20 protein-coding genes are annotated in these 22,192 nt (G+C 73.2%); 15 read left to right on the top strand and 5 right to left on the bottom strand.

Annotation, left to right across the window (positions count from 1 at the left end; all coding sequences use genetic code 11):
• Together EUS26_RS09645 and EUS26_RS09640 are read left to right on the top strand one after the other, a co-directional pair.
• Positions 1-596: HNH endonuclease signature motif containing protein (locus EUS26_RS09645; protein ID WP_130013543.1), on the top strand; the 596-nt coding region annotated here is incomplete at its 5' end.
• 196 nt (positions 597-792) lie between these two features.
• The gene (locus EUS26_RS09640; RefSeq protein ID WP_130013541.1) at positions 793-1,752 is read left to right on the top strand and encodes an Lsr2 family DNA-binding protein; all 960 of its coding nucleotides are present in this window, start codon (positions 793-795) and stop codon (positions 1,750-1,752) included.
• Positions 1,753-1,800: 48 nt separating this feature from the next.
• Here the strand turns inward: EUS26_RS09640 and EUS26_RS09635 are convergent, their stop codons facing one another.
• Entirely contained in the window at positions 1,801-2,292 is a 492-nt protein-coding gene (locus EUS26_RS09635; protein ID WP_161937873.1) for an EVE domain-containing protein, read from the bottom strand.
• Positions 2,293-2,396: 104 nt separating this feature from the next.
• Between EUS26_RS09635 and EUS26_RS09630 the strand changes: the two genes are divergently transcribed.
• Positions 2,397-3,398, top strand: a complete 1,002-nt coding sequence (locus EUS26_RS09630; RefSeq protein WP_130013538.1) for an SDR family NAD(P)-dependent oxidoreductase — start codon at positions 2,397-2,399, stop codon at positions 3,396-3,398.
• Here EUS26_RS09630 and EUS26_RS09625 read toward each other — a convergent pair.
• Positions 3,388-4,569 carry a zinc-dependent alcohol dehydrogenase gene (locus EUS26_RS09625; RefSeq protein ID WP_130013536.1) on the bottom strand — a complete coding sequence of 394 codons (1,182 nt, stop codon included), beginning with the start codon at positions 4,567-4,569 and terminating at the stop codon, positions 3,388-3,390. The two genes, EUS26_RS09630 and EUS26_RS09625, sit on opposite strands and share 11 nt — an antisense overlap.
• Before the next feature lie 83 nt (positions 4,570-4,652).
• Between EUS26_RS09625 and EUS26_RS09620 the strand changes: the two genes are divergently transcribed.
• Positions 4,653-5,135, top strand: a complete 483-nt coding sequence (locus EUS26_RS09620; RefSeq protein ID WP_130013534.1) for an SRPBCC family protein — start codon at positions 4,653-4,655, stop codon at positions 5,133-5,135.
• A gap of 70 nt (positions 5,136-5,205) precedes the next feature.
• Here the strand turns inward: EUS26_RS09620 and EUS26_RS09615 are convergent, their stop codons facing one another.
• Together EUS26_RS09615 and EUS26_RS09610 are read right to left on the bottom strand one after the other, a co-directional pair.
• Positions 5,206-7,350, bottom strand: a complete 2,145-nt coding sequence (locus EUS26_RS09615; protein ID WP_238148893.1) for a DUF6351 family protein — start codon at positions 7,348-7,350, stop codon at positions 5,206-5,208.
• A gap of 147 nt (positions 7,351-7,497) precedes the next feature.
• Positions 7,498-7,935 (bottom strand): TY-Chap domain-containing protein, encoded by a 438-nt coding sequence (locus EUS26_RS09610; RefSeq protein WP_130013532.1) that lies wholly within the window; start codon positions 7,933-7,935, stop codon positions 7,498-7,500.
• Positions 7,936-8,018: 83 nt separating this feature from the next.
• Between EUS26_RS09610 and EUS26_RS09605 the strand changes: the two genes are divergently transcribed.
• From EUS26_RS09605 to EUS26_RS09575, 7 genes are all read left to right on the top strand, one after another.
• Positions 8,019-8,285, top strand: coding sequence for a hypothetical protein (locus EUS26_RS09605; RefSeq protein ID WP_130013530.1), 267 nt, complete (start codon positions 8,019-8,021; stop codon positions 8,283-8,285).
• Positions 8,285-9,643, top strand: coding sequence for an ATP synthase subunit B family protein (locus EUS26_RS09600; protein ID WP_130013528.1), 1,359 nt, complete (start codon positions 8,285-8,287; stop codon positions 9,641-9,643). Before EUS26_RS09605 ends, EUS26_RS09600 begins: the two co-directional genes overlap by 1 nt.
• A 4-nt stretch (positions 9,644-9,647) precedes the next feature.
• Complete coding sequence (locus EUS26_RS09595; RefSeq protein WP_130013526.1) at positions 9,648-10,016, top strand: hypothetical protein; 369 nt, start codon at positions 9,648-9,650, stop codon at positions 10,014-10,016.
• Positions 10,013-10,471, top strand: a complete 459-nt coding sequence (locus tag EUS26_RS09590) for a hypothetical protein (protein ID WP_130013524.1) — start codon at positions 10,013-10,015, stop codon at positions 10,469-10,471. The genes EUS26_RS09595 and EUS26_RS09590 overlap by 4 nt, the downstream gene beginning before the upstream one ends.
• Positions 10,468-11,214 (top strand): serine/threonine-protein kinase, encoded by a 747-nt coding sequence (locus tag EUS26_RS09585; protein WP_130013522.1) that lies wholly within the window; start codon positions 10,468-10,470, stop codon positions 11,212-11,214. The genes EUS26_RS09590 and EUS26_RS09585 overlap by 4 nt, the downstream gene beginning before the upstream one ends.
• 16 nt (positions 11,215-11,230) lie before the next feature.
• Entirely contained in the window at positions 11,231-11,965 is a 735-nt protein-coding gene (locus EUS26_RS09580; protein ID WP_130013520.1) for a CDP-alcohol phosphatidyltransferase family protein, read from the top strand.
• Between the two features lie 249 nt (positions 11,966-12,214).
• Entirely contained in the window at positions 12,215-13,252 is a 1,038-nt protein-coding gene (locus EUS26_RS09575; RefSeq protein WP_130013518.1) for a thermonuclease family protein, read from the top strand.
• A gap of 77 nt (positions 13,253-13,329) precedes the next feature.
• On the opposite strand, the gene EUS26_RS09570 is transcribed toward EUS26_RS09575, so the two are convergent.
• A complete protein-coding gene (locus tag EUS26_RS09570) occupies positions 13,330-13,788 on the bottom strand; it encodes an SRPBCC family protein (protein WP_130013516.1) in 459 nt (152 codons plus the stop codon).
• A 129-nt stretch (positions 13,789-13,917) separates the two neighbouring features.
• Here EUS26_RS09570 and EUS26_RS09565 point away from each other — a divergent pair, with 129 nt between their 5' ends.
• The 4 genes from EUS26_RS09565 to EUS26_RS09550 are packed head-to-tail and all read left to right on the top strand — an operon-like array spanning position 13,918 to position 22,159.
• A complete protein-coding gene (locus EUS26_RS09565) occupies positions 13,918-15,438 on the top strand; it encodes an aldehyde dehydrogenase family protein (RefSeq protein ID WP_130013514.1) in 1,521 nt (506 codons plus the stop codon).
• Positions 15,431-17,227, top strand: a complete 1,797-nt coding sequence (betA, locus tag EUS26_RS09560; RefSeq protein ID WP_130013512.1) for a choline dehydrogenase — start codon at positions 15,431-15,433, stop codon at positions 17,225-17,227. Before EUS26_RS09565 ends, betA begins: the two co-directional genes overlap by 8 nt.
• On the top strand, positions 17,227-19,272 hold the full coding sequence (gene betT, locus EUS26_RS09555; RefSeq protein ID WP_130013510.1) for a choline BCCT transporter BetT: 2,046 nt from the start codon (positions 17,227-17,229) through the stop codon (positions 19,270-19,272). The genes betA and betT overlap by 1 nt, the downstream gene beginning before the upstream one ends.
• A gap of 34 nt (positions 19,273-19,306) precedes the next feature.
• Complete coding sequence (locus tag EUS26_RS09550; RefSeq protein ID WP_130013508.1) at positions 19,307-22,159, top strand: FAD-binding and (Fe-S)-binding domain-containing protein; 2,853 nt, start codon at positions 19,307-19,309, stop codon at positions 22,157-22,159.
• The last annotated feature ends 33 nt before the right edge of the window (positions 22,160-22,192 follow it).

Genomic DNA, 22,192 nt, shown 5'->3' with positions numbered 1-22,192 from the left:
GGGCCGTGCTGATGTCACCGTTGGCCGCGCCGGTCCGCCGCGACGACGCCGAAGAGGGCAGTGCGAGCCTCGCGGAGCTGGACACCCGCACGGCCGGGCAACGCCGCTACGACGCTCTCATGACCGTCCTGCGGCGCGGGGTGGCCGGCACACGAGGCCAGCCCACGACACCCAAGGCGCAGGTCATGGTGACCATCGGGCTGGAGGAGCTGCGCGGCGCCCTGGCCGGGGTGGGGCACACGGTGCACGACGGCACCCTGTCGGCCGGCGAGGTGCGCCAGCTGGCGTGCGAGGCCGACGTCATCCCGGCCGTGCTCGGCGAGAAGCGACAGATCGTCAACCTCGGTCGCTCCAAGCGGCTGGTCACCCCGGGCCAGCGGCGCGCGTTGGCGCACCGCGACGGCGGGTGCACCTTCCCGGGCTGTCACGTGCCCGCGACGTGGTGCGACGCCCACCACGTCGTGCACTGGGCCCGCGGCGGCCACTCGGACCTGGGCAACTACGCGCTGCTGTGCCCGAGGCACCACACCTGGGTGCACCAGCACGACACCACCGCCGACGTCGACGAGACCGGTGTCAGATGGAGACTGCGATGACCCCGCCCCGCACCCGGCCCCGGAGGGGCCGGGCCGCTGGCCTGCGCACCACCATGGATCCCCGTCCGAACGACGGCGCACCGGTTCGGGCGGCTGTCGTGCGACCCGTGCCGTTGTGGTCGGGCGCGCCGATGCCCGTCTCGTGGCAGGGCCGTGCCTCGACCGCCGGGCCCGGGTCACGGCATACCCTGACCTCGTGCCGGACGACTTCCTCATCGCCCACAACCCCGAGGACGGCTCGCGGCTGCCGTACCTATTGCGCATCCCCCTCGGGCCGGACGGCATCGTGCTCAAGGCGAAGGAGACGTGGCCGCGGACCGGAAAGGTCTACTGCCACCGCGCGACCGGATGGCCGAGCGAGCCCGACCTCGTGGAACGCGTGCCGACCCGGTCATGCATCCGGCGCGGCGCCAGCATCGACCTCGTCCTCGACCGGGGCCGGGAGAACCGCTCGCAGTTCGTCCTGACCCGAGCCCGCGGCCGCGAGGCGGTCTTCTGGCAGACCGCGCGCACCGCCAAGCAGGCCCGCCCCGCGGTCAGTCTCCCCACGGCGCGGGGTTCGGGGATACCCACCCTGGAGATCGTCGTCGACAGCCACGAGCGGTATGCCTGGTCCTTCGACCACCAGCAGGTCACCACCCGCCGCGAAGGGCTGCCGGCGGGGGACTACGCGGTCGAGGTCGCCGGCCGGGTGCTCGCGTCGGTCGAGCGCAAGAGCCTCGTCGACCTCGTCTCCACCCTGACCACCGGCAAGATGCGTTACCTGCTCGCCGACCTCTCCTCCCTGCCCACCGCGGCCGTCGTCGTCGAGGACCGATACTCCGCCGTCTTCAAGCTCGACCGCGTCCGCCCCGCCGTCGTCGCCGACGCGCTCGGCGAGTGCCAGGCCCGCTTCCCCACCGTCCCCATCGTCTTCTGCGAGACCCGCGCGCTCGCCCAGGAGTGGACCTACCGCTTCCTCGCCGCCGCCCTCGCCCACGCCGGCGAGGAGACCCACGTCGACACCGAGGCCACACCGCTCACCTCCGCGCGCGCCGCGAGCCCCAGCGAGATCCGCGCCTGGGCACGCGAGCACGGGTATGCCGTGTCCGACCGCGGGCGCATCCCGCGCGAGGTCCGCGCAGCGTTCGACGCGCGCCGGGAGGCCACGCGCTGAGTGGGTCGACGGACTGGGGGCGCTGATCAGGGGCGCGAGGGTCGTCGTTCAACCCTGGGGCCACCCGGCGCGGTCCAGATCCTCTGGCGTCACGTGCGTCGCGAGCGCCAGCGTCTCCTCCGGTGTCAGGTGCAGCGGGTTGGCGGCCCGGCCGAGTCTGATGAGTTCGCAGCCAGCCAAGACCGGGTCGTCCTTGAGCACCTGCCGGGCGACCGGCGCTCGCAGGGTCACAGCGGCGTAGTGCACCACCGGTTTCTCGTCACCCGCCGGGGGCTCGACCGCGTGCGTGACCCGGCCGATCTCGACGATGCCAGGCGTCTTCTGGCCGCCGAGGTAGCGCACGACGAGGTCGCCCGGCTCGACCAGGCGGCTTCGATAGGTGCGCGCCAGGCACCACTCCTGGGGCGCGGGCTCAGGCACGGCCTGGGTTGCAGTCCCGGGGGTCGGGGTCGACCCGGCGGTCACCGGAACCTCTGCATCAGGTGCACCGGCATTGCCGCGCACCACCCAGCAGCCAACATCCGCGCGCTCGATGGGCACGTGATCTCCCTCCCCGGCCCCCAGGCAGGACATCGTGCGCCCACGCTAGGAGCAGCCCGCCGACTCAGCAAGCGGCATACCCCACCGCCTCCTAGCGTGGAGGCATGAGCACCCCTCTCACCCCACGCCCCGTCTCGCTCGTCGCGGGAGGATCCCGCGGCCTCGGGCTCCTGGTCGCCCAGGAGCTGGCCCAGCGCGGCTACGACGTCGCCGTCTGCGCGCGCCACCTCGAGGAGACCCGGCGCGGCGCCGAGATCGCCGAGTCCCGCGCCCGGGAGCACGCCGGGGCGGACGCCGGCCGCGTCCACGCCTACGAGTGCGACGTCGCCGACCGGGAGGCCGTCCAGGCGTGGGTCGCGCAGGTCGAGAGCGACCTCGGACCGGCCGAGGTGTGCATCCACGTCGCCGGCATCATCCAGGTCGGCCCGGCCGAGACGATGACCTTCCACCACTTCGACCAGGCCCTCGGCACCATGCTCCTGGGCCCGCTCAACACCCTCTGGTCGGTGCTGCCCGGCATGCGCGAGCGCGGCCACGGCCGGCTGGGCGTCGTCTCCAGCATCGGCGGCGTGGTCGCCCCGCCGCACCTGCTCCCCTACTCCACCGCCAAGTTCGGCGCCACCGGCCTCACCCAGGGCCTGGCGAGCGAGCTGGCCGGCACCGGCGTCACCGCCACGACCATCGTGCCCGGCCTCATGCGCACCGGCTCCCACGAGAACGCCCAGTTCACCGGCGACCGCGCCGCGGAGTACGCCTGGTTCGCCCCCGCCGCCTCGCTCCCGCTGCTGTCGATGGACGCCGAGCGCGCGGCGCGCCGCATGGTCGACGGGGTCCTCGCCGGCCGGCCCATGGTCGTCCTCACCCCGCTGGCCAAGATCGGCATGCGGGTGCACGGCCTCATGCCCGCCACCACCATCCGGGTCATGGGCCTGACGTCCCGGCTGCTGCCCGGCGCCCCCGCGGACCGCGACGCGGCCCGCCCCGTGACCGGGCGGACCGCGGCGCAGCAGCTGGGGTCCGACGTGGTGAGCCGGCTCACCACCCTGGGCCGCCGGGCCGCGGAGCGTTTCAACCAGCGCGGCCCGGGCTCGGCCCCTACGGCGTGAGGACCACCTTCAGGCAGTTGTCCTGCTTGTCGTTGAACGTCTTGTACATCTCCGGCGCCTGCTCCAGCGGCACCCGGTGGGTCGCCAGGTCCTCCAGCCCCAGGACGTCCTCGGGGCCGCTGACCAGCTCGTAGAGCTCGTCGGTCCACCGGCGCACGTGGCACTGCCCCATGCGCATCTGCACGCCCTTGTCGAAGAGCTCCATCATCGGCATCGGGTCAGCCATGCCGCCGTAGACGCCGCTGATCGACACGGTGCCGCCGCGGCGCACCGCGTCGATGGAGGCGTGCAGGGCCGCCAGCCGGTCGACCCCGGCCGTCTCGATCGCGGCCCGGGCGAGGGGCTTGGGCAGCCGCTTGGCTGCCGACACCGCGGCGCCGAGCACGGGGCTGCCGTGCGCCTCCATGCCGACCGCCTCGAGGACGCCGTCGGCGCCCCGCCCGTCGGTCAGGTCACGGATCGCGTCGCCGACGTTCTTCGTCGAGTCCAGGTCCACGACCTCGGCGCCCCACTGGGCCGCCAGCGCGTTGCGCTCCGGGATCCGGTCCACCCCGATGACCCGCAGGCCACGGTGCCGAGCCGCGCGGACGGCCAGCTGCCCCACCGGGCCGAGACCCATGACGGCGAGGGTGCCGCCCTCCTCGACGTCGGCATACTCGATGCCCTGCCACGCCGTGGGGAGGATGTCGGTGAGGTAGAGCACGCGCTCGTCGGCCAGCGCGGGGTCGACCCGCACCGGCAGGAAGTCGGCGTGCGGCACCCGCACCAGCTCGGCCTGCCCGCCGGGCACCGATCCGTAGAGGTCGGTGTAGCCGAAGAGGCTCGCGCCCTTGCCCTGGTCGACGTTCTGCGTGGTCTCGCACTGGGCGAAGAGGCCGCGCTCGCACATCCAGCACTTCCCGCAGCTGACGTTGAACGGGACGATGACCTTGTCGCCGACCTCCAGCGTGTCGACGGCGCTGCCCACCTGCTCGACGACGCCCATGAACTCGTGCCCGAGGATGTCACCGGGGTGCAGGTAGGCCGCCAGCACGTTGTAGAGGTGCAGGTCGGAACCGCAGATCGCGGTCGAGGTGACGCGGACGATCGCGTCGGTCGGGTCCTGCAGGACGGGGTCGGGAACCTCCCGGACGGAGACGTCCTGGAGTCCTTGCCATGTGAGTGCTCGCATCCCTCCACGCTAGGAGCGTGGCCGGAGGCTCGCGCGGTGAGCCGCCACGGGGGTGGGCGGGCCGCGTCTGGGACGATCGCGGTATGAGCTCACTCACCCACGCCGAGTCGGTCACCGTCCACGCCACCCCGGAGGCGCTCTACGACCTGGTCTCCGACGTCACCCGGACCGGCGAGTGGAGCCCGATCTGCACCGGCTGCTGGTGGGACGAGGGCGCCACCGGCCAGGTCGGCGACTGGTTCACCGGCCGCAACGAGACGCCGGACCGCACCTGGGAGACGCGGAGCGAGGTGGTCGCCGCCGACCGCGGCCGCGAGTTCGCGTGGCTCGTCGGCGGCGCCTACGTCCGCTGGGGGTTCACCCTCGATCCGGTCGAGGACGGCACCCGGCTCACCGAGTCGTGGGAGTTCCTGCCCGCCGGGCTCGAGATGTTCCGCGAGAAGCACGGCGACCGGGCCGAGCACGAGATCGAGGTCCGCACGCGCGCCGCGCACGCCGGCATCCCGGTGACCCTGGGCCGGATCAAGGAGATCGCCGAGACCGGGGCAAGGCCGGCCACCTCCTGAGAACGGCCGCGGCCGGCCGGGGACGCCCTGGACGGACGCCGGCCCGACCGGCCACGAGACCGCATACCCCTCAGAAGCGCAGCCAGGTCCCGGCCAGCCCCTGCTGCTCGACACCGGGCACCGAGTAGTCGCACACGCCCTCGGCGAAGACCTCGCCCAGGCGCGCCCACTGCTCGTCGCTCATCTCCGGGTAGTCACCGCGCGCCGGCTCGGTCGTCCGGCAGTCGATGACGTCCGCCTTGACCGACTCCCCCGCGACCTCGCGCGGGAAGCTCGCCGACGGGTAGAGCTGCTCGCACGTGCCCTCCGGGTCCCGGTCCAGCGTCTCGGCGACGAAGGTCGGGTCCTCGTCCCGCGTCTGGCAGCCCTCGACGAGCGCCTCCGGCCGGGCCGCGCCGATCTCGGCCAGCGTGGGCCGCTCGCCCTCGAGGTCCAGCCCGCTCAGCCAGGCGTCCATCTGGGTGAAGCCGTGCTGCAGCAGCGGGCTGCCGGTGCTGAACAGCCCGTAGCGGTTGTCCTCGAGCAGGCTGACGTGGTTGACGACCGACCCGTTGGCCGCGCGCAGCCGTTCCCGCATCGAGTTGGTGTGGTAGCGCACGTGGATGTCGCCGTTCGGCTGCTCGTCGAAGTAGGCGCGGTAGTCCACGATCGGCGTGCTCGCCAGCCCGCCGCCGCCGTTCGTCAGCCGCCCGGTGCGGTATGCCGCCGCGACCCCGGGCAGGTCCGCCTGGGTCCGCGCGTCCTGGAAGCCTCCGTCCTGGTCGTAGCCGCCGACCTGCTCGTTGAGGTCGAGGAACTGGTCGACGGTGATGGTGCCGTCCTGCAGGGCCTTCAACCCGTACTGGATGCCGCCGTTGTCCAGCGGCCGCAGCGCGAAGCCGGTCTCCGGGTCGGTGCCGTAGACGTTGACCGTGTGGTCGTAGACGTCGCACCGGGCGCCGTCAGGGTTGGTCTCCGGGTCGTAGCGCAGCTCCTCCGGCAGCACCGACGGGCAGAACACCCGCGGGTCGATGCGCTGCGCGCCCCCGGCGACGTTGCTCATGGTGGCCAGCGTCTGGAAGCCGGTGACCTGCCGCTTCTCTTCGTCGGACCACGCCAGGTCGGTCTGCCCGAAGTAGTGGTCCAGCAGCCGCGCGTCGGTGATGAAGTTCACCGTGCCGAAACCGACCTCAGGGAAGGAACACCCCACGACGATGCCGTCGAAGATCCCCGGGTAGTTGTCGGCCGCCTGGTGCGCCTGGTAGCTCCCGCCGGAGCAGCCGAAGCCGATGGTGAACTCGTCACGCCCGTAGCGCTGCAGGAACTCCTCCTTGGTCATCTGCGCGGTCTCCGAGGTCAGCAGGTCCGAGCAGTTCTGCCCGAAGACGTTGAGGCTGGAGGAGACGAGGGCATACCCCTGGCCGAGCATCCACGCGTCGGTGACCCCGCCGGTGCTGTTGCCCTGGCGGAACCACCCGCCGGCGCACCCGCCGCCCAGGGTGTAGACGACCTTGCCGTTCCACCCCTCGCCGCGCTCCACCGGCGACGGCTCGGCCTCGGTCAGCGGGTCGTGCAGCGTCGTGTGCTGGAAGATCCCGCGGTTGGCGGTGCCGGTCTCCATCCGCACGATGAAGGGCACCTCGACCCCCTCGGTGGTGGTCGTGGTCGCCATGTCCTCCGGGTATGCCGTCGCGTCCGCCGGCCACGCCTCGTAGGCGTCGTCGGTGGTCCGGTAGAAGTAGTCGACCCGGTCCTGGACCGAGCAGTCGTCGTCGAGCGGCTGGCCCAGGGTGCCGCCCACGACCGGCAGCGTGAAGAGGGCGGTCTCGCAGATGAACGGCTCCTCGTGCGGCCCGGAGAACAGCGGCCCCTCGCCCGGGTGGTTCACCACGGTGAGCGAGTCGCCGGCCCGCCCCTTCCCCGGGGGCCGGGCGGTGATGACATTCTCCCCCAGCTCCATCCCCTCGACCACGCCGACGAGCACCCGCCGCTGGGCGTCCCACTCGAAGGCGTCGGTCACGTCGGTGCCGTCCAGGTCGACGCGCACCCGGTGCTGCGGGACGTTGCCCGGGACCGCCACCTCGACGAGGGCGTCCCCCGCGGTGACGAGGTCCGGGGCGCTCGACACGGTGCTCACCTCCAACCCGGACGGCTTCGGGGAGGGGGGTGCGGCGGCTGCCTGCGTCCCGGTGATCACGAGGGCAGCCAGGGTGGCCGCGCCGGTTACCAGCTTCATCGCTGAGTCCTTTCGTAAGCGCTTACGGAATGAACTTAGCAGCGCTCAGCCGTCCACGCAGGTGGACTCAGGTCAAGGTTTGGTCAGCAACCGTCGTGCAGCCAGCCTCGCGGGGAGAGCGGGCTCCGGCCTGGGCGCAGTCTCGGCCTAGGCGACGCGGTCCCAGCGCCACCGGGCGTCGGGGACGCCGGTCCCCAGCGCCCGCAGCGCACCAACGAACATCTCGGCGCAGGTGCCCGGGTCCTCGACGCGACCCACGAAGACGTGGTTCGCCGAGGACACCCCGCGCGGCTGGCGGGAGGGGTCGGACCACCCCTGCTCCTGCAGCGCGGCCGTCTGCTCCGCCGTGAGGTCGGCATACGCGGCCGAGACGCTCTCGCAGAGGAGGTCGTCCCCCAGGCGCGACGCCTGGACGTAGCGGCCGGCGGTCGCGGCGGGCCGCGGCCCCAGGCCGAACCAGCGGCGGCGCGCGGGCGGCGCCGCCCGGTCCGGCTCGGACAGCACGAGCGACTGCCCGTCGTCCAGCGCGGCGAGCTCGTCGACCAGGCGGGCACGGACGTCGTCCCAGCGGGTGGAAGCGCTCATACCGCCAGGGTGCCACGGCTTGGGAACGCTCGCCGCGCGCACTATTGTCGACGTCGGTCAGGGACGGGAGGGGAGACACGAGCATGGGCGGCTTCGTCGGAGGCGACCCGCAGGCGATGGGCGCCGGCGCGCGGGCGCTGCACCGCACCGGGGGACGCATCCAGGACATCGGGCGGGGGCTCGCGCAGGTGCAGGGCTCCGGCGCCGGGTATGCCGACCTCTCCAGCGCGGTGCGCCGGCTCGGCGCGGCGGTCGGCACCGCCGTGGAGGACACCGGCACCCAGACCACGATCGCGGCCGCGCTGGCCGACGCGGCGGCCCAGGACATCGACACCGCCGGGGGTGGCTGATGGTCGCGGGTTTCGCTCTGCCGCAAGGCGACCCAGCACTGCTGGACTCCCTCGCCACCACCCTGGCCACGGTCTCCGGTGACCTGACCACCGAGCGGGGCGACGTCGAGCGGGGCGTCGAGCAGACCCTCGGCACCTGGCGCGCCACCCGCTCGCGCGACTTCGAGGACGCCGGCCGGGGCATCGCCGGCGCCCTGGGCGGCGCCGCCTCCGTCGTGGACGCCGCGCAGGAGCAGATCGGCAACTACGCCCGCCGCCTGCGGAACGCCCGGGAGGACATCGAGGACCTCGAGCGGCGGGCGCAGCAGCAGCTGCACCGCATGGACGGGGTCGACGTCGACGACGACCGCCACGACACCCTCCAGGGCCAGGTCGACGGCGAGGTCGCCCGGCTCCGCCAGCAGGCCCAGGAGATCCGCGACGAGGTGGAGCGCGACGCGACCTCCACCGCAGCCGCACTGGACGCCGGCACCCAGATCCTCGTCCCGGGGGCCGCCCAGCTCAGCCCCGACCAGGTCGCCCGCCGGGTCCACGGCAGCAGCGGGGTGGCCGGCACCGGCGCGCCCCTGGCCACCGGCACCCTGACGACCCAGAGCGCCTGGGAGGCCCTGGAGTCGGTGTCCCGGCCCGCCGCGAGCGTCACCGACACCGCCCTCGACACCTGGCTCGGCTTCCGGCCCCCGGTCGGCGAGGGCTCGGTGAGCATGACGCTGTTCACCCTCGGGCAGGTCCAGTTCGGCGCCTCGACGGTGGCGAGCTGGATGGCCGACCACCGCTACTCCCACTTCCGCCCGATCGACGCCGCGGGCCGGGTCGTCTCCCCGAGCATGGGCTTCTGGCAGCGGCTGCGGCACGGGGCCGGCCGCTTCCCGACCGCCCGCGGGCTCAGCCCCTGGCAGCGCGTCCGCGGCTTCGACCCGCGTGGGCACTTCAGCGCCCGCCCGTGGCACGGCGCCCCCGCGTCCGGGTGGGGCACCGCCGGGCGCTGGCTGGGCCGCGGCGGCACCGTCCTCACCGCGGCCACCTCGGGGTGGAACGAGTGGAACGAGAGCGCCCACTACCCCACCGACGAGCGGGTCGGCCGCACGGTCACCGTGTCGGCCGCCACCACCGGCGGGGCGCTGGTCGGCGCCAAGGCCGGCGCCTGGGCGGGCGGCGCCATCGGGACGGCGATCATGCCCGGCGTGGGGACCGTCATCGGGGCCGGGCTCGGCGCGCTCGTGGGAGGCTTCGTGGGGTCGCAGGCCGGCGCCTGGGTGGGCGACCAGCTCAAGGACATCGGCGGCGACATCGCCGACGGGGTGGGCGACGCCCTCGACAGTGCCGGGGACTTCATCGACGACATCACCCCCTGGTGAGCCGGTGGTCTCCGTGGTGGTGAGCGTGGTCGGTCTCGGGCTCGGCGTCCTGCTCCTGGGGCTGGCGCTCTGGGAGCGGCTGGGCCGCGGCGAGCAGGCGCGGGCCTGGGTGGCCAGCCCGTCCGAGGCCGGGGTGCGCGGCACGCTCTTCGTGCTGCCGGGGGTGGGCGTGCTCAGCCTGCTCGTGGGCCTGTCCGCCTGGATCTCCGAGGTGCCCGCCCTGGGGTTCCTCGCGCTCGTCCTCGCGCCGCTGGGGCTGTGGCTGGTCTTCGGCTGGGGCGCGCTGGCCCTCCCCTACCCCCGGTGGTCGGTGCCGCGCTGGGCCCGGGGCAGCATCGCCCGACGGTTCGACAAGAAGAGGTGGCTGCGGTGAGGGTCGTGCACGAGGCGACGGGGGCGAGCTTCGACGCGCCCGACGGCTGGCTGGTCGAGGAGACCGGCCGCCCCGAGGTCCTCGTCGTGCTCGAGCCGGAGCAGGGCGAGGGCGACGTCCGCGCCAACCTCGTGCTCACCGCGGGGAGCACCGGCGACCGATCGTTCCGGGACTGGCAGAACGGCACCGAGGCCCTGCTGCCGCAGGAGCTGGCCGACTACCTCCTCATCGACCTGCACGCCGTCGAGATCGACGGTCGTCCCGCCGGCAGCCGCCTCGCGCACCACGTCGACGCTCAGGGCCGCGCCCTCGTCATGGAGCAGGTCTTCACCCAGGTCGGCGACCTCGGGGTCACCCTCACCGCGACCGTCGACGTGGTGCGCCACCCGGTCGTGGCCGAGGAGCTGGCCGCCTGCTGCGCCAGCCTGCGGGTGGGGCAGGAGGCGCGGGTATGACGTCGCGCCAGGACGGCGACGCGCTGCTCGTCGACACCGCCACCTGGGCCGGGCTGGCGGGCGCCGACGAGGTCGACCCGGAGCTGGCTCGGGTGGCGGCGGGCGTGCCCGGCGGCGACCTGGCCCTCGAGGCCGGCCGCGACCCTCGCGCCGTCGTGCAGGTCCAGACCGCCACCCCCGGTGGTGTCTTCACCCACGAGGCCTGGGTCGGCGCGGACGCCCTCGCGGTGCTCCTCGACCTGGGTCGCGGTGACGAGCGCCGCGTGCTCGTCCTGCCGCCGGACCACCTGGCGGCCTCGCTGGCCCGGATGGTCGGCCTGGCCCCCCGGGCGCACGCCCCGGCCGACCGTGAGGCCCGGCCGGTCGACGAGGCCGAGCTGGAGGCATGGTTCGCCACCGCGGCCGACGAGCCGCGACCCAGGGCCGGCGAGGCGGCCGGACCCCCCTCCTCCGCCTCACCCGCCCACGAACGTCCCGTGAGAGTCGGGCACGGTGCCGAGTCCCACGGGACGCTGTCGGACCGGCGGGCGGGTGCCGACCTCGGCGCGGACCGCGCCTGGCGCCTCGTCGCCGCTGCCGTCGGCTCGGACGACGCCCCCCTCATGCTGGCCGCGGTCGACGGCCGGGACAGCGGCCTGTGGCTCGTCGAGGCGACGCCCGAGCTGCGGCTGGTGCCGACCACCCCCACCCGGGTGTGGCGCGAGCTCGCCTCGGTCCTGCCCGCCCTCATGACGACGACCTGACCGCTAGGGTCTCGGCATGACCTCACCTGCCGCCAGTGCCCCCGCACGCCTGGCGGCAGCAGCCGTCCACGCGTATACCTCCCTCGGGGTCGTGCTGGCCCTGCTCATGGTCCACTTCTCCTACGCCGGCGAGGTCGAGGTGGTGCTCTGGCTCTTCCTCGCCGCGATGGTCGTCGACGGCACCGACGGCTTCGCCGCCCGACGCTGGCGGGTCAAGGAGCTGGCGCCCGGCTTCGACGGTGCGCTGCTCGACAACATCGTCGACTACATCACCTACGCCTTCGCGCCGATGGTGCTGCTGTGGAGCGCGGGCTTCCTCCCCGCCGGCTGGCTCGGCGGGGTCGTCGCGTCGATCCCGCTGCTCGCCTCGTGCTTCCAGTTCTGCCGCAGCGACGCCAAGACCGACGACCACTTCTTCCTCGGCTTCCCCAGCTACTGGAACATCGCGGCGTTCTACCTCGTCGTCCTCGGCGCGGGCACGGCGACCACCACGATCACGCTGCTGGTGCTCACCGCCCTCGTCTTTGTCCCCGTGCGCTACGTCTACCCGTCCCGCACGGAGACCGCCTGGTGGCCGACGATGACGCTGACGACGCTGTGGTTCGTCCTGTATGCCGCGGTCCTGGCGCAGTACCCCTCGCCGAGCGGGTGGCTCGTCGCGCTCTCCGGCGCCTACGTCGTCTACTACGCAGCCCTGAGCCTCCACCTCACGGTGACCCGCCGTCGCAGCGCCGAGGTCATCACCGCCTAGCCGTCGGCATTCTTCCTACTCATGGGTAGGAATCGGGAAATGCGTGGGGTATGGTCCGTGCAGCACCACACGCAGTGATGCTGCTTTCTCGCGATCACGGGGATCAACGAGACCGGTATGACGACACTCCCCACGACCTCCGTGGGACGTCTCGTCGTGCTCAGGGCGCTGTGGTTGAAGGGTTCACGACCAGGGTCGGGACCGATGTCGTCCTGCCCGCGGAGGGGGGACCTGAGGTGAGGGACGTCCATGCTGCGCAAGCTCGTCATCGGTCTGCTGGCCGTCGTGGGGGTGGTCGTCGGCGGGTTCGTCGTGCTGGTCATCGCGGCGATCGCGTTCTTCGGGGTCGAGGACACCGAGCCTGCCGCGCAGGCAGCACCGGCGGCGACGGGCGAGGCCTCCGTCGACGCCGCCACGCGGGCCGAGAAGGAGGCCGCGGCGAAGGCCGCTGAGGAGAAGGCCGCCGCGGAGAAGGCGGCAGAGAAAGCCGCCGCCGAGCAGGAAGCCGCCGAGCAGGAAGCCGCGAAGAAAGCCGCCGCGGCCGCAGAGAAAGAAGCGGCGGAAAAGGCCGCCGCCGAGCAGGAGGCGGCCGAGAAAGAAGCCGCCGACAAGGCAGCCGCGGAACGGGCCGCTGCCGAGGAGGCCGCCGAGAAAGCCGCCGCCGAGAAAGAAGCGGCGGAGAAGGCCGCTGCCGAGAAGGAGGCCGCCGAGCGGGCCGCCGCCTCCCTGACGGTCGTGGCCATCGTCGACGGCGACACCGTCGACGTGTCCAACGGCGCCCGCATCCGGATCGCCGGCATCGACACCCCCGAGCGGGGCGAGTGCGGCTACGACGAGGCGGGCGCGCGGATGACGGAGCTCGCCCGGGACCGCCAGGCCGTGCTCGTCCTCGCCGGCGCCGACAGCATCGACCGCTACGGCCGGCTCATCCGCTACCTCGACGTCGACGGGCTCGACGTGGGCCTCACCCTCATCCAGGAGGGCCTGGCCACGGCGCGGTACGACTCCCGCGACGGCTACGGCTGGCACGACCGGGAGGCGGAGTACGTCGCGGCCGACGCGGCCAGCCCGCAGGCCTTCTCCTGCGAGGCGCAGCCGTCCCCGCAGCCGGCGGCCCCCGCTGTGCCGGCGGCACCGGCTGTCCCCGCCGACTCCGGCACCGACCCGCAGTTCGGCACCTGCGCCGAGGCGCTCGCGAACGGCTACGGGTGGTACGTCGTGGGTGTCGACCCGGAGTACCACTGGTACCGCGACGGCGACGGCGACGGGGTCGTCTGCGAGACCTGACCCTCCCCGCATCCCGGACGCGGACCGGCGCCCGCCCTTAGCTGGGGGCGGGCGCCGGTCACTGCCGTGGCAGGGGGTCAGTCGCGGGGGACGTCGCCCTCCCAGCCGCCGGTCGGCACGCCGCGCGACTCGATGAACTCCTTGAAGCGCTTGGCGTCGCCCTTGACCCGGCGGTCGTCGACGCCCACGAGGGCACCGGCCTTCTCCAGCAGACCCTCCGGGTCCCAGTCCATCTGGATCGTGACCCGGGTGGTGGTGTCGCTGAGCTTGTGGAAGGTGACCACGCCGGCGTGCTTGGTGTCACCCGCGACGGTGGTCCACGCGACCCGCTCCTCGGGGTGCTGCTCGCTGATCTCGGTGTCGAACTCGCGGGTGGCGCCGCCGACCTCGACGACCCAGTGGTTGCGGGTGTCGGTGACCTGGGTGATCGACTCCACGCCCTCCATGAACTGGGGGAAGGACTCGAACTGCGTCCACTGGTCGTACGCGACCTTGATCGGGACCTCGACGTCCACGGACTCCGTGACGTTGCTCATGCATACCTCCTGATCGGAAAATGGGACCAGCGCCACGCAACACCAGATCGCCCCGCGACGCACGTCGAAGCAGCGCGACCGTCCCGCTGGACTGGTGACGGCCGGCCGGTTTCCTGGTATCTATGGGCGATGAGCCAACTCTTCATCGACGGCACCTGGCGCGACGCTTCCGATGGGGGGACACGGACGATCCTGTGCCCGGCCGACCAGACCGAGGTCGGCGTGGTCGCGGAGGCGACCGCGGAGGACGCCGAGGCGGCCGTGCTGGCCGCCCGTCGCGCCTTCGACGACGGCGCGTGGCCGCACACCCCGGCACCGGAGCGCGCGCAGCTGCTGCGCCGCGTCGCGGACCGGCTCGCCGCCGAGCGCGACGAGGTCGCGCGGCTGGAGTCGCGCGACACCGGCAAGCGCTTCGTCGAGTCGCAGATCGACGTCGACGACATCGAGGCGGTCTTCCGCCACTTCGCCGATCTCGCGGCCAGCGAGGCCGGTCGTGTCGTCGACACCGGTATGCCGGACGTCGCCAGCAGGGTGGTGCACGAGCCGGTCGGCGTCTGCAGCCTCATCACCCCCTGGAACTTCCCGCTCCTGCAGACCAGCTGGAAGGTCGCCCCGGCCCTGGCCGCCGGCAACACCTTCGTCCTCAAGCCCAGCGAGCTGACCCCGCACACCTCGGTGTGGCTCATGCACGCGCTCACCGACGCGGGGCTGCCCGCCGGTGTCGCCAACCTGGTGCTCGGCAGCGGTGCCACGGTCGGCCCGACGCTCACCTCCCACGAGGCGGTCGACCTGGTCTCCTTCACCGGCGGCGTCGAGACCGGGCGGACCATCATGGCCGCGGCCGCGCCGACGGTGAAGCGGGTCGCCCTCGAGCTCGGCGGCAAGAACCCCAACGTCGTCTTCGCCGACGCCGACCTCCCCGCGGCGATCGACAACGCGCTCACCGCGGTCTTCCTCGACTCGGGACAGGTCTGCAGTGCCGGCGCGCGACTGATCGTCGAGGAGTCGGTGCACGACGAGGTCGTCGACACCCTGGTGGAGCGCGCCCGGCAGATCCGGCTCGGCGGCCCCTTCGACGACGACGCGGAGACCGGGCCGCTCATCAGCGAGGCGCACCGCGACAAGGTCGCCCGCTACGTCGCCGAGGCGCTCGAGGACGGCGCCGAGCTGCGGTGCGGCGGCGGCCCGCCGGAGGACCCCGCGCTCGCGGACGGGTGGTACTTCTCCCCCACCGTCCTGGACCACTGCGCCCAGGACATGCGGTGCGTGCACGACGAGTCCTTCGGCCCGGTCCTGACGGTCGAGACGTTCTCCGGAGAGGACCCCGACGCGGCCGAGGAGGCCGCCGTCGCGATCGCCAACGACACGATCTACGGCCTGGCCGGCGCGGTGTGGACGCAGAACGCCGGGCGCGCCGAGCGGGTGGCGGGGCGGCTGCGGCACGGCACCATCTGGATCAACGACTACCACCCCTACGTCCCCGGGGCGGAGTGGGGCGGGTTCAAGCAGTCCGGCATCGGGCGCGAGCTGGGGCGGGCGGGGCTGGAGGAGTACCGCGAGACCAAGCACATCTACCACAACACCCGCCCCGCCCCGGCCGGTTGGTTCGCCGACCGCGGCGCCCCCACCCCGGAGGACAGTGATGCCTGACCGCTACGACTACGTCATCGTCGGCGGCGGCTCCGCCGGCTCGGCCCTCGGCAACCGGCTGAGCAGCGACCCCTCGACGAGCGTCCTCGTCCTGGAGGCCGGCCGCAACGACTACCGGTTCGACCCGTTCATCCACATGCCGGCGGCGCTGCCCTTCCCCATCGGCAGCCGCTTCTACGACTGGAAGTACGAGTCCGACCCCGAGCCCGCCATGGGCGGGCGCCGGATCTACCACGCCCGCGGCAAGGTGCTCGGGGGCTCCTCCTCCATCAACGGCATGATCTTCCAGCGCGGCAACCCCATGGACTTCGAGCGCTGGGCCGCCGAGCCGGGCCTGCAGGACTGGGACTACGCCCACTGCCTGCCCTACTTCAAGCGGATGGAGACGGTGCTGCTCGAGGACGGCAGCACCGGGGCGGACGCGTGGCGCGGCGGCTCCGGCCCCCTCGTCACCGAGCGGGGCCCCGCCAGCTCGCCGCTCTTCGGCGCCTTCTTCGAGGCCACCCAGCAGGCCGGCTACCCGCTCACCGACGACGTCAACGGCTACCGGCAGGAGGGCTTCGCCAAGTTCGACCGCAACGTCCACCGCGGCCGCCGGCTGTCGGCGGCACGGGCATACCTGCACCCCGTCGAGCACCGCCGCAACCTGCACATCGAGACCTTCGCCACGGTCACCGGCCTGCGGATGCAGGGCACCCGGTGCACCGGCGTCGACTACACCCGGGCCGGGCGCCTGCACCGCGTCGTCGAGGCCGGCGAGGTCATCCTGTGCGGCGGCGCCTTCGCCTCGCCGCAGCTGCTCCAGCTCGCCGGCATCGGCGACCCCGAGGTGCTGAGCGCGGCCGGCGTGCCGACCCGGGTCGAGCTGCCCGGGGTCGGGGCCAACCTGCAGGACCACCTCGAGGTCTACCTGCAGCACTCCTCCACCCAGCCGGTCTCCATCGCGCCGTGGATGGCGCACCACCACAAGCCGCGGATCGGCGCCGAGTGGCTCTTCGGCCGCCGCGGCGTCGGCGCCAGCAACCACTTCGAGGCCGGCGGCTTCATCCGCTCCAACGACCAGGTGGAGTGGCCCAACCTCATGTTCCACTTCCTGCCGATCGCGATCCGCTACGACGGCAGCAAGCCGGCCAGGACCGAGCACGGCATCCACGGCTACCAGGTGCACATCGGGCCGATGTATGCCGACACCCGCGGCCACGTGCACATCCGCTCGGCCGACCCGGCGCAGCGCCCGTCGATCCTGTTCAACTACCTGTCGACCGACACCGACCGGCGGGAGTGGGTCGAGGTCGTCCGGGCAGCCCGCGACATCCTCGCCCAGCCGGCGTTCGCGCCGTTCAGCGGCGGCGAGATCTCCCCGGGGCCGGACGTCGAGACCGACGAGGAGATCCTTGAGTGGGTCCGCGGCGACGCCGAGACCGCCCTGCACCCCTCGTGCACGGCGCGGATGGGCAGCGCGGAGGACCCGCAGGCCGTCGTCGACCCCACGTCGATGCGGGTGCACGGCACCCAGGGCCTGTCGGTCGTGGACGCCTCGGTCTTCCCCTACGTGACCAACGGCAACATCTACGCCCCCGTGATGATGGTGGCCGAGAAGGCCGCCGACCTCATCGCCGGCAACACCCCGCTGCCCGCCTCGCAGGCCCCGTGGTACCGCCACGGCACCGGGCAGCCCCTGTACCCGCCGGGCGACCCGCGCAACGACGCGTGGGACGCGATGCAGGACCCGCCATCGGCCGAACGGCTCCGACGGGAAGCCGGGTCCACCAGCGAGAGGAACCCGTGATGACCGCCAAGACCGAGCAGGCCGCCCCCGCCCCCTCCCCCGCCGAGAAGCCGTCCGGGTCACCCCCGGTCCGCCTCCCCGTCTTCGTCGCCTCCCTCGTGGGCGTCGTCGTCTTCGCGACGTGGGCCATCCTCATGCCCGACCGCGCCTACGAGACCATCTTCTCCTGGACGGAGTGGGTCGGCGGCACGTTCGGCTGGTTCTACATCGCGCTCGGCACGGCGATCCTCGTCTTCGTGCTCTTCCTCGGGTTCTCCCGCTACGGCACGCTGCGCCTCGGCCCGGCGCACTCCCGCCCGGAGTTCTCCACCTTCGCCTGGGCGTCCATGCTCTTTGCTGCCGGCATCGGCACCGACGTCATGTTCTTCTCCGTCGTGGAGCCGGTGACGCAGTACATCAATCCCCCGCTGATCGAGGGCGAGACGGTCCAGGCGGCGCGGGAGGCCACGGTCTGGACGCTGTTCCACTACGGCATCACCGGGTGGGGCATGTATGCGCTCATGGGGATGGCGCTGGCCTTCTTCGCCTACCGGCTCAACCTGCCGCTCGCCGTCCGGTCGGCCCTCGCACCGGTCTTCGGCCGGCGCATCGACGGCCCGCTCGGCCACGCCGTCGACACCGCAGCCGTGCTCGGCACCATCTTCGGGGTGGCCACCAGCCTCGGGATCGGTGTCGTCTTCCTCAACTTCGGCCTCGGCGAGCTGTTCGGCGTACAACAGGGTCTGGCCGCCCAGATCGGCCTCATCGTCCTCGCCATCACCATGGCCGCGATCTCGGCCACGACCGGTGTCGACAAGGGCATCCGCTTCCTCTCCCAGCTCAACGTGCTGCTCGCCCTCGGCCTCGCGGCGTGGGTCCTCGTCACCGGCCGCACCCAGCTGCTCATCGAGGGCGTGGTGATGAACGTCGGCGACTTCGTCGCCCGCTTCCCCTCCATGACGATGGACACCATGGCCTACGACGGGGCCAACGAGTGGATGAACCTCTGGACCCTGTTCTTCTGGGCCTGGTGGGTGGCCTGGGCCTCGTTCGTGGGCATGTTCCTGGCCCGCATCTCCCGCGGCCGCACGATCCGGCAGTTCGTCGCCGGCACCATGGTCATCCCGTTCGCCTACATCGTCATGTGGGTCTCCATCTTCGGCAACGCTGCGCTGGCTCGGGTGCGGGACGGCGACGCCGACTTCGCGGCCGCGGCGCAGGAGTACGACGGCCGGGGTTTCTTCATGCTGCTGCAGGACTACCCGGCCGCGGGGCTGCTCGTGCTCCTGGCCACCGCGGTGGGCCTGCTGTTCTACGTCACCTCCGCCGACTCCGGGGCCCTGGTCATGGGCAACCTGTGCTCGCAGCTGCGCGAGGTGCAGGAGGACTGCGCGCCCTGGCTGCGGATCGTCTGGGCGGCGGCCACCGGCCTGCTGACCATCGCGGTGCTGGCCGTCGGCGGCATCTACGCGCTGCAGTACGCCACCGTCATCATGGGCCTGCCCTTCGCCGTCGTGCTCGTCCTGGTGATGTGGGGACTCTTCACAGCCCTGCGCACCGAGCTGCGCCGCGTCGACGCCGGCAACGGGACCCACGCCGTGCTGTATGCCGTGGGTGACGGCAAGGCGGACCGGGAGACGTGGAAGGCGCGGGTGGCCCGCGCGACCAACTTCGTCGACACCGAGGACGCCGAGGCATACCTGGACAGCGTCGTGGACCCGGCGCTCACCGAGGTCGCCGAGGAGCTGCTCAGCCGCGGGGTGGAGGCCGAGACGAGCAGCGGCACCGCACCGCCCGACGACCAGGACAACGAGGGCGGGCGGTTCGTCGAGCTGCGGACCGGGGAGGACGAGCACCCCTTCGTCTACCGGGTCAAGATCTCCCAGCACCCCGTCCCGACCTACGGCGGGCGGATGATCGGCAACCGCGACCGGTACGCCCGGCTCGAGGTGCACCTGGCGGACGGCGGCCAGGACTACGACGTCATGGGGTTCACCCGTTCGCAGGTCATCCACGACTGCCTCGACGCCTACGAGGCGCACCTGGACTTCCTGCGCACCGTGTGAGGCGTCGGGGAGGTGCCGGTCTAGGCTGGCCGGCGTGCCGCGGACGACCCTGGAGATCCCCTGGAGCCGGCTCGAGAGCGCGCTCGGCGAGCAGCTGGGAGACGGCGCGGTCAGCCGGCGGCCGCTGGACCTGCACGCGCTGGCGCACGACGCGTCGCACTACCTGCTGACGCCCGAGCTGCTGGTCCGTCCCACCTCCACCGCGCAGGTGGCCGTGGTGATGGCCGCCTGCGACCGCGTGGGCGCGCCCATCACCTTCCGTTCCGGCGGCACCAGCCTGTCCGGGCAGTCCGTCACCGACGCGGTGCTGGTCGACACCCGCCGGCACTTCACCGATGTCGAGGTGCTCGACGGCGGGGCCCGTGTCCGGGTCCAGCCCGGGGTGACGGTCCGCGCGGTGAACGCACGGCTCGCGCCCTACGACCGCAAGCTCGGGCCGGACCCGGCGAGTGAGGGCGCCTGCACGCTCGGCGGCGTCATCGCCAACAACTCCAGCGGCATGCACTGCGGCACCGAGCTCAACACCTACGCCACCCTCGAGTCGCTGACCTTCGTGCTCCCCTCGGGCACGGTGATCGACTCGGCCGCCCCCGACGCCGAGGCCGAGCTGGCGGCCCGCGAGCCCGAGCTGGTCGCCGGGCTCCTCGCGCTGCGGCGCCGTGTGCTGGCCGACCCGGAGTCGGTGGCGACCATCCGCCGGCTGTTCTCGATGAAGAACACCATGGGCTACGGCATCAACGCGCTGCTCGACTACGAGCGGCCGCTCGACATGCTCGTGCACCTCATGGTGGGCAGCGAGGGCACGCTCGGCTTCGTCGCCTCGGCCGTGCTGGCGACCGTGCCCGTCCACCCCGAGGTGGCCACGGGTCTCCTCGTCCTCGACACCATCGCGGAGGCCACCGGCGCGGTGCCCGCGCTGGCCCAGACCGACGTCGCCACCGCCGAGCTGCTCGACGCCGCGTCGCTGCGGGTGGCCCAGCAGGACCCGACCTGCCCGCCCCAGATCGCCTCCCTCACCGTCGACGAGCACGCCGCGCTGCTCGTCGAGTGGCAGGGCGACACCCCCGCCGAGCTGGACGGCACGCTGGGGTCCGCGGCCGCCACCCTCGACGGGCTGACCCTGACCGAGCCTGCCCGGCTCACCCGGGACGCCCGGGAGCGCGCCGCGCTGTGGAGGGTCCGCAAGGGGCTGTTCTCCGCCGTCGCCGAGGCCCGCCCCGCCGGCACCAACGCCCTGCTCGAGGACGTGGTGGTGGGCGTCGACGTGCTCGGGGAGACCTGCGTCGCGCTGACCGAGCTCTTCGACGCGCACCGCTACGAGCAGTCGGTCATCTTCGGGCACGCCCGCGACGGCAACGTCCACTTCCTGCTCAACGAGCGCTTCGACGACCCCGACGCGATGCGCCGCTACGCGGCCTTCACCGAGGACATGGTCGACCTGGTGCTGGGCCAGGGCGGCTCGCTCAAGGCCGAGCACGGGACCGGCCGCATCATGGCGCCCTTCGTCCGGCGGCAGTACGGCGACGAGCTCTACGACGTCATGTGGCGGCTCAAGCGGCTCGTCGACCCCCGGGGCCTGCTCAACCCGGCGGCCGTCCTCTCCGACGAGCCCACGTCATACCTGCAGGACCTCAAGACCGCGCCGCCGGTCGAGGAGGAGGTCGACCGGTGCGTCGAGTGCGGATACTGCGAGCCGGTCTGCCCGTCCAAGGACCTCACGCTCACCCCGCGCCAGCGGATCGTGGTGCGCCGCGACATCCAGACCGCGCGCGCCGCTGGCGACCACGCGCTCGCCGACTCCCTCGAGCGCGACTACGACTACGACGGCAACCAGACCTGCGCCGTCGACGGCATGTGCCAGAGCGCGTGCCCGGTCCGCATCGACACCGGCGCCCTCACCCGGCGGTTGCGCCGGGAGTCCGCCACCCGCACGGCGCAGGCAGCCTGGGCAGGGGCGGCGCGGGCCTGGGGCACGGTCGCGCCGCTGGGAGGGCTGGCGCTCAGCGCGGCGAGGTTGGTGCCCTCCGGCGTCCCGGTGGCTGCCACGCGGGTGGTGCGCGCGGTGGCCGGCGCCGACGCCGTGCCGCTCTACGACCCGCGCCTTCCGCGCGGCGGCCGGCGTCGCCGTGAGCTCGACCCCGCCTCCCCCGCCGCCGTGCTCTTCAGCACCTGCATCGGCGAGATGTTCGGGACCGAGCCGGGCGGCCACCGCGGCGACCTGGGCTCCGGGGCGACCGGCGCGCTCGTCGACCTGTGCGTGCGCGCCGACGTCCCGCTGCGCACGCCGGCCGGCATCCGCGACCTGTGCTGCGGCACCCCGTGGAAGTCCAAGGGGCTGGACGACGGGTATGACGTCATGGTCGACCGGGTCGTCCCGGCCCTGCGGGAGGCCACCGAGGGTGGCCGGCTGCCGGTGGTGGTCGAGGCGTCCTCCTGCGTCGAGGGCCTCGTCGTGATGCTCGCCGAGCGCGCACCGGAGCTGCGGGTGGTGGACGCCGTCGAGTTCGTCCGGGACACCGTGCTCCCCCGGCTCGCCGTGCGTCGCACCGACCAGACCGTCGTCGTGCACCCCACCTGCTCGTCCGAGCGGGCCGGCAGCACCGAGGCCCTGGTGGCGCTGGCCCAGGCGGTCTCGACCGACGTGGTGGTGCCGGTGTCCTGGGGCTGCTGCGCCTTCGCGGGCGACCGGGGCCTGCTGCACCCCGAGCTCACCGCCTCGGCCACCGCGGCGGAGGCCGCCGAGGTCGCGGAGGTCGTCGGGAAGTCGGGTCCGTGCGAGCCGGGCTTCGTCTCGTCCAACCGCACCTGCGAGATCGGGATGACCCGGGCCACCGGTCACCCCTACCGGCACGTGCTCGAGCTGCTCGCCGAGGCGAGCCACGCCTGACCGAGGAGGGATGCGCGTCTGGCCGCCCACGCT

Origin of the sequence: Serinicoccus sediminis (assembly GCF_004153545.1) — a bacterium.
Lineage (GTDB): Bacteria > Actinomycetota > Actinomycetes > Actinomycetales > Dermatophilaceae > Ornithinicoccus > Ornithinicoccus sediminis_A.
Note: the sequence above shows the minus strand (reverse complement) of the source record. Positions and strands in the feature narration are given on the sequence as shown.